We start from the raw sequence: 7,579 nt of genomic DNA, 5'->3' as shown, positions 1-7,579 counted from the left end.
GCGGGCGCCTCGCGGGCGGCCTCCTGGCGCGGATCGGCCAGGCGCGGCGTGGGCGTCGACGCCTCGGCGGCGTTGGCCGCCGCGAAGTCGCGCATCACGCTGGCTGTCGCAGGGCGGCGGGTCTGGCCGCCGGTCAGGGCCGTCTGGATCGCCTTCAGCGTCTCGGCGGCCTGGGCCGCCTCGGCCTGTGCCTGCGCCTGGGCCGCCTCAGCGTCGGCTTGCGCGACTTCTTCAGTGGCCGGCGACGCCGAAGCGTCGGCGTCGGGCTGCAGGACGCGGGCGAACAGGGCTTCGAGCTTGGCCCGCACGTGCGGCGGCGCCTTGGCCATCACCTCGTCGACCGCCGCCTTCACGGCCTGCAGACGCTCGGGGCTCGCCTGGCCGCCGAACGGGACGCCGTTCTCGTTGAGGATGCGATCGATCGCCCCAAGGGCGCGGCCGACGGTCGAGACATCGGCCGCGTCGACTCCCTTGGCCTCGCCGTCGGCTGACGGCGCGGTCGCCTGCGTGGTCGGCGCGGGCGGCACGACGACCGGCGCGGCAGTGTCGGACGCGGCGGCGTCCGCGGCCGGAGCCGTCTCGTCGGAAGCGACCGTCGCTTCGTCCTTGCCCGTGTCGACCTCGTCCGCGTCCGGGGTCGGCGCGGTCGCGGCGGCCGGCGCCGTCGGCGCCGTCGGCGCGGCGGCGGCGTCTTCAGCCGAAGCCTCGGTCACGGCGGCGTTGGCCGCGGCCAGCTTGGCGGAATTCAGGAACCCCTTCTTCGGCGCGGCCGGCCCGTCGGCGCGGGCCGGCGTCTCGGCGTCGTTCGCGACGGCGTCCATCGCCTGCTTGAAAGCGCCGGCGTCGCTCTCGCCGGCCGAAGGCGCGGGCGGAGACGTCACTGGGGCCACAAGGGCGGAAAGAATATCGACAGACGACGACATGCGCGGCTCGGAAGTCCGTGACGGCTTCGGAAGGAGCGCGTGCTGCGCCGGGGTGTTCGCATCGCTCCCATGCAACCGCTGGGCCGCGGCGGCACCACCTTGAATTCATTGACTTTACCCGCTGAAGCGCGGCGCTTCCGGCGCTCCGACGGCGGCGGATTTTGCCGCCCGGCGGCAAGTATCGACCCGGCGCCTTCGCCGAACCGCGCTCTGGCGCCGGTCTTGCGCGTCAATTCCGCGAGGCGAGCGCCTCACCAGAGGAAGTCTATGTTTTTCAAGGCTGAAGCTTTCGAGCGTTCACCAAACGGCGGGCAAAATCCGCCGGGCGGGGCGAAGGCTTTGCCGACCGGGGTGCGCGCATGTCGCTGACCACCATCATGAACACGGCCACGTCCGGGCTGATGACCGCCCAGACGCAGTTGCGCGTGATTTCGGACAACGTTTCGAACGTCAACACGCCGGGATACATCCGCAAGGTCGTCGACCAGACCCCGCTGCTCACCGGCGGCGTGGGCTCCGGCGTGGAGGCCTCGCGCATCCGCCTGGCCACCGACCGGTTCCTGCAGGCCGCCGCGCTCAACGCCAACGGCAACGCCGCCCGCCAAGGCGTCCGCGCCGAAATGCTGGACCGGATCCAGGAGCTGTTCGGCGACCCCAGCGGCGACACGGGCGTCTTCGCCCAGGTCGACCAGATGTACGCCGCCTTCAGCGCGATCACCGACGACGCCACCTCGAGCCCGCGCCGCCAGGACGCCATCTCCAAGGCCCAGCAGCTGTTCGACGAGGCCGCGCGCGTGCACGCCGGCATTCAGTCGATCCGTCAGGACGCCGACAGCCGGCTGGTCACCGCGGTCGACACCATCAACGGCCTGCTAAAAGACATCGAGTCGCTCAACGTCGAGATCTCGCGCGCCACGGTGGTCGGCAACGACTCCTCGGGCGCCGAGAGCGCCCAGGCCCAGCTGATCGACCAGCTCTCCCAGTTCATGGACGTGCGCGTGAGCGCGCGCACCGCGGGCGGCGTCAACCTGCGCACCGGCGACGGCATGGTGCTGGTCGGCGACGGCGCCGCGACCCTGTCCTATCAGCGGGCCGGCAACATCAACGCCGAGACCACCTTCGACCAGATCTGGCTGACCGAGCCGCGCGGCGAGAAGCGCCAACTGGCCGACCACCTGGCGAGCGGCGAACTGAAGGGCCTGATCGAGCTGCGCGACGTCGAGGCGCCGGCGGCCGACGAACGGCTGGCTGAGCTGATGACCCGGCTGGCCGACGAGATGAACCGCGCCCACAACGCCGGCACCTCGGTGCCGCCGCCGACCAGCCTGACCGGCCGGGACACCGGCCTCGACCTGCCGACCGCGGTGAGCGGCTTCACCGGGCGCACCGAGATCGCCATCCTGGATAAGAGCGGCGCGGTCGTGCGGCGCGTCGACGTCGACTTCAGCGCCGGGACCATGAGCACCAACGGCGGCCCGGCGAGCGCCTTCACGCCGGGCAGCTTCCTCGCGGACCTGAACGCCTCGCTCGGGGCCGACGGCAGCGCGAGCTTCGTCAACGGAGCCCTCACCCTCACCGCGAACGGCGGCAACGGGGTGGCGATCGCCGACGACCCGACCGCCAAGAGCGACAAGGGCGGTCGCGGCTTCTCGCACTACTTTGGGCTCAACGACCTGGTCCGCAGCAACGGCATCGCGCTGTACGAGACCGGCCTGACCCCCGCCTCGCCGCACGGCTTCACCGCGGGCGACACCATCACCTTCCGCTTCTCGAACGAGAACGGCGCGCGGCTGAAGGACCTGAAGGTGTCCATCCCGGCCGGCGGCACCATGCAGGACCTGCTGAACCAGCTGAACTCGCCGGCCAGCGGCGTGGGCCAGTACGGGACCTTCTCGCTCGACTCGCTCGGGCGCATGTCCTTCAGCCCCAACACTTCGCCGGCGGCGACCATGGCGCTGGTCGAGGACAAGACCAGCCGGGGCGGGAACGGGCCGGGCTTCTCGGAACTGTTCGGCATCGGCACCGGCTCGCGGGCCAGCCGCGCCGACGGCTTCTCGATCCGCACCGACGTCCGCAGCGACCCTTCCAAGCTCGCCCTGGCGCAGCTCGATTTCTCCGCCGCTGTAGGGTCGTCCGGCGCCGCCCGCGGCGACGGCCGCAACACGCAGAAGCTGGCCGACGCCGGGTCCAACGCCGTCTGGTTCGAGAGCGCAGGCGGCGCGGCCGGCTCGACGGTTTCCGTCACCCGCTACATGGCCGAGTTCGCCGGCGACCTCGGCGGAAAGGCGGCGCTGGCGGAGCAGCGCAAGGAAGCCGCCGAGACCCTCGCCGGCGAGGCCGCCACTCGCCGCTCCGGCGTCGAAGGGGTCAACCTTGACGAAGAGCTGGTGAAGCTCACCGTCTACCAACAGGCGTACGCCGCCTCCGGCCGGCTGATTCAGGCGGCCAAGGACATGTACGACGTTCTGATCGGGATGATGAGATGACCCGCGTCTCCACCGCCAACACCTATCAGTCGGCCCTGCTGGACCTGATGCGCGCACAGAAGCGCCAGGCCGAAGCCCAGAGCCAGGTCTCCACCCAGAAGGTCGCCGACGACTTGAAAGGCTTCGGCCGCGGGTCGGAGACGATCGCCGCCTTCCGCTCGGCCAAGGCCCGGATCGAGGGCTACATCGACGTCGGCGGCCAGGTCGCCCAGCGGTTGTCGACCCAGGATCTGGCGCTGACCCAGGTGGCCGACGCGGCCGACGGGGCCCGCCAGGACGTCGCCGAGGCGCTCGCGAACGGCCGCCTCGACGGCCTGATGCTGGACCTCCAGAGCCGCTTCTCCTCGGCCCAGGACAGCCTCAACATGCAGCACCAGGGACGCTACGTGTTCAGCGGCGCAAAGGTCGATACCGCGCCGGTCACCGCCAACACCCTGGCCGACCTCACCGCCGTGCCCGCGGCCGCCGACGTGTTCGTGAACGACCAGCTGAAAACCGTCTCGCGGCTGGACGACTCCTCCGGCCTGCAGACAGGCATTCTCGCCAACGAGGTCGGCGGCTCCCTGTTCGACGCCTTCCGGCAGATTCAGGCCTACCACGAAGGCCCGAACGGCCCGCTCACCGGCCAGATGAACGACACCCAGCGCGCCTTCCTGCAGGGCATCCTTACGACCTTCGCCGACGCGCACGGGGACGTGCTGCAGCAGGCCGCCCAGAACGGCGCCCTGCAGAAGCGCGTGGACACCCACGTGGAGTCCCAGAAGGACCAGTCGGTGGCCATGGAGAAGCTGATCGGCGAACGCACGGACGCCGACATGGCCGAAGCGATCACCGCCCTGCAGCAGGCTCAGCTCGCCGTGCAGGCCTCCGCCCAGGTGATCGGCCAGCTCAGGAACTCGTCCCTGCTCGACATCCTGAGGTGAGTGCGGCTTGAAACGGCCGCGACGCTTGAGCGCGCTAGCCGAAAGTGGACGCCGGTTTCGGCGGCGAGCGCGCTCAAAATTCTAGGAATCCGGAACCCTTCCGCTTCGAACAGGCTCGTTCGAAGCGGGAAGGTTCAGGAGGGCGCCCTCGCAATCGGGCGCCTCGACCGCTACATGGTCGCCGATGACCACCAACGCCTGCCCGATCCCGACCATCGAAGCCGCCGACCTCGGCGCGGCCGTCGAAACCGCGCGCGCAGCGGTCGGCCTGCCGCAGGGCGCGCGCGTGGTCGCGGCCATGTCCGGCGGCGTGGACTCCACCGTGGTGGCGGCCCTGCTCAAGCAGGCCGGCTACGACGTGGTGGGCGTGACCCTGCAGCTGTACGACCACGGCGCGGCGGTGAAGAAGTCGGGAGCCTGCTGCGCCGGCCAGGACATCCACGACGCGCGCCTGGCGGCCGAGACGATCGGCATCCCGCACTATGTGCTGGATTATGAAAGCCGCTTCCGCGAGAGCGTGATCGACGAATTCGCCGACAGCTATCTGCGCGGCGAAACCCCGGTGCCGTGCATCCGCTGCAACCAGACCGTCAAGTTCCGCGACCTGCTGGACGTCGCGCGCGAGCTGGGGGCCGAGGCCATGGCCACCGGCCACTACGTGCGCCGCGCCGCGACCGAGGACGGCGCCCAGCTGCGCAAGGCCTTCGATCCGGCCCGCGACCAGAGCTACTTCCTGTTCGCCACCACGCGCGAGCAGCTGGACTTCCTGCGCTTCCCGCTGGCCGACCTGCCCAAGCCCCAGGTGCGCGGCGTCGCCGCCGATCTCGGGCTGAAGATCGCCTCCAAGCCGGACAGCCAGGACATCTGCTTCGTGCCGGACGGCAAATACGTGAACCTGATCGACCGGCTGCGCCCCCAGGGCAAGGAGCCGGGCGACATCGCCCACCTGGACGGGCGCGTGCTGGGCCGCCACGAGGGCATCACCCGCTACACCATCGGCCAGCGGCGGGGGCTGAACGTCGCCGTCGGCGAGCCGCTGTTCGTGGTCAAGCTGGATCCCGAGAACCGCCGGGTGATCGTCGGCCCGCGCGAGGCCCTCCTCACGCGCTCGCTGGCGATGAAGGAGATCAACTGGCTGGGCGACCAGGCCACGATCGAGCACGCCGCCGCCGAAGGGCTGGCGGTGCTGGCCCGCGTGCGCTCCACCCGCGCGCCCGCTCCGGCCCGCCTGCAGCTGCGCGACGGCGCGCCGGTCGTCGTGTTCGACGAGGGCGAGGAAGGCGTCGCCCCCGGCCAGGCCTGCGTGCTCTACGCCGCGGCCGACCCCGACCGCGTGGTCGGCGGCGGTTTCATCGTCTCGACCGAGGCGGTGCTGGCCCCCTGAGAACCCTCGCCCCCGATTGCGGGGGAGAGGGTTCGAGATGCGTGTCCTTCCGGCCACGCTTCGCGACCGACGCGTTCACCCCCTCTGGCGCGCGCTGCGCGACCCGTGTTACCCGCCGCGCCCCGAAGTGAGAGGACCCATGTTCCGCACATCCTACGCCCTGCAGGCCCCCACCGGCCTCGACCGCAATCCGGTCGAGCGGAAGGGCGCGTGCGCGCGGGAGGGAGCCGGAGCCTAGGGTCGTTCGACCTTCGGTGTTTCGCAGAAACCCCTCCCGACCCGGTCGGGAGGGGTTCTTCGTTTCGGGGACCTCGCTTCGCCGGGCCGGGAGGCTCACGAAGAAGGAGGTCCGCCATGCGCGGATACGAAGTCCTCGAAAGCCCGGGCGCGCCGATCAAGGCGTGGACCCGCGGCGTGCCGCTGGAAGGGGCGGCGCTGCAGCAGCTGCGCAACGTCGCCAGCCTGCCGTTCATTCACAGCCACGTCGCGGTGATGCCGGACGTGCACTGGGGCATGGGCGCGACCGTCGGCTCGGTGATCCCGACTGTCGGCGCGATCATCCCGGCGGCGGTGGGCGTCGACATCGGCTGCGGCATGATGGCGGTGCGCACCTCGATCCGGGCCGAGCACCTGCCCGACAACCTGGCCGGGATCCGCTCGCGGATCGAAGCCGCCGTCCCGCACGGGCGCACCGACAACGGCGGGCGCAACGACAAGGGCGCCTGGCTCGACGATCCGCCGGCGCAGGCCCAGGCCAAGTGGGCGGCGCTCGAGGACGGCTACAAGGCCGTGATCGAGAAGCACCCGAAGGCGGCCCACCCGCGCGGGGCGGGCCACCTGGGCACGCTGGGCACCGGCAACCACTTCGTCGAGCTCTGCCTCGACGAGGCGGGCGCGGTGTGGGTGATGCTGCACTCCGGCTCGCGCGGGGTCGGCAACAAGTTCGGCAGCTACTTCATCGAGCGGGCCAAGCACGAGATGCGGCGCTGGTTCGTGAACCTGCCGGACGCCGACCTGGCCTACTTCCCGGAAGGGACGGAGGGCTTCGTCGACTACATCCGCGCGGTGTCCTGGGCGCAGAAGTACGCCTCCGCCAACCGCGAGGTGATGATGGAGCGGGTGCTTTCCGTCCTGCGTGACGAGTGGCCGGACCTGTTCACCACCGAGACGGCGGTGAACTGCCACCACAACTACGTCACGCGCGAGAAGCACTTCGGCAAGGACGTGTTCGTCACCCGCAAGGGGGCGGTGCGCGCCGGCGAAGGCGAACTGGGGATCATCCCGGGCTCGATGGGGGCGCGTTCCTTCATCGTGCGCGGCAAGGGCGACCAGGACTCCTTCTGCACCTGCAGCCACGGGGCGGGCCGGGCCATGAGCCGGGCCGAAGCCAAGCGGCGCTTCACGGTGGAGGACCACGTCCGCGCCACCGAGGGCGTCGAGTGCCGCAAGGACGCCGAGGTGATCGACGAGACGCCGATGGCCTACAAGGACATCGACGCCGTCATGGCCGCGCAGGCGGACCTGGTGGAGGTGGTGCACACCCTTCGCCAGGTGGTCTGCGTGAAGGGCTGAGGCTGCGGCCGCCGCGCGCCTGGGTGCGCGGCGGCCGATAGCGGAGCAATCTGCGCCGGAGTCGCGTTCATACGATGAAGGAGATCAGGCGATGATCCGCTCCCGTCCGACGCTTGCCCTGCTGGCCCTGTTGTCGCTCGCCGCCTGCGGGCGCGGGGAAAAGCAGGAAGAGTCCCCCTCCCCCGCCTCCGTCCCGACCGGGACGCCGCCGCCCGCGCCGGTGGCGGTCCAGCCGGCGGCGCCTGCGACCGCAACGCCGGTCACGGCCACGCCCGCCGGGCCCGTCGCGCC

Annotated in this window: 5 protein-coding genes and 1 pseudogene; 5 read left to right on the top strand and 1 reads right to left on the bottom strand. The window is 71.1% G+C overall.

The window, feature by feature from the left end:
• Nucleotides 1–821, bottom strand: a pseudogene (locus G3573_RS18545) (hypothetical protein); the annotation flags it as partial.
• Between the two features lie 461 nt (nt 822–1,282).
• Between G3573_RS18545 and flgK the strand changes: the two are divergent.
• From flgK to G3573_RS22050, 5 genes are all read left to right on the top strand, one after another.
• Nucleotides 1,283–3,409: a flagellar hook-associated protein FlgK gene (gene flgK, locus G3573_RS18540; protein ID WP_163263169.1), complete on the top strand. Its 2,127-nt coding sequence runs from the start codon at nt 1,283–1,285 to the stop codon at nt 3,407–3,409.
• Complete coding sequence (locus G3573_RS18535) at nt 3,406–4,332, top strand: flagellin (RefSeq protein WP_163263168.1); 927 nt, start codon at nt 3,406–3,408, stop codon at nt 4,330–4,332. The genes flgK and G3573_RS18535 overlap by 4 nt, the downstream gene beginning before the upstream one ends.
• Before the next feature lie 184 nt (nt 4,333–4,516).
• Complete coding sequence (gene mnmA / locus G3573_RS18530; RefSeq protein ID WP_163263167.1) at nt 4,517–5,716, top strand: tRNA 2-thiouridine(34) synthase MnmA; 1,200 nt, start codon at nt 4,517–4,519, stop codon at nt 5,714–5,716.
• Between the two features lie 354 nt (nt 5,717–6,070).
• On the top strand, nt 6,071–7,288 hold the full coding sequence (locus tag G3573_RS18525) for an RtcB family protein (RefSeq protein ID WP_163263166.1): 1,218 nt from the start codon (nt 6,071–6,073) through the stop codon (nt 7,286–7,288).
• Between the two features lie 91 nt (nt 7,289–7,379).
• Nucleotides 7,380–7,579 (top strand): hypothetical protein (locus tag G3573_RS22050; RefSeq protein ID WP_205598362.1); only part of this gene is annotated, 200 nt, incomplete at its 3' end.

The sequence above is a fragment of the Caulobacter sp. 17J65-9 genome (assembly GCF_010975005.1).
GTDB lineage: Bacteria > Pseudomonadota > Alphaproteobacteria > Caulobacterales > Caulobacteraceae > 17J80-11.
The sequence above is the reverse complement of the archived record's forward strand: the minus strand, read 5'-3'. Positions and strand labels throughout refer to the sequence as shown.

What these genes read in the sequence shown, in the direction of transcription:
- flgK (WP_163263169.1), top strand. Translation starts at nt 1,283, where the DNA reads ATGTCGCTGACCACCATCATGAACACGGCCACGTCCGGGCTGATGACC.
- G3573_RS18535 (WP_163263168.1), top strand. Translation starts at nt 3,406, where the DNA reads ATGACCCGCGTCTCCACCGCCAACACCTATCAGTCGGCCCTGCTGGAC.
- mnmA (WP_163263167.1), top strand. Translation starts at nt 4,517, where the DNA reads ATGACCACCAACGCCTGCCCGATCCCGACCATCGAAGCCGCCGACCTC.
- G3573_RS18525 (WP_163263166.1), top strand. Translation starts at nt 6,071, where the DNA reads ATGCGCGGATACGAAGTCCTCGAAAGCCCGGGCGCGCCGATCAAGGCG.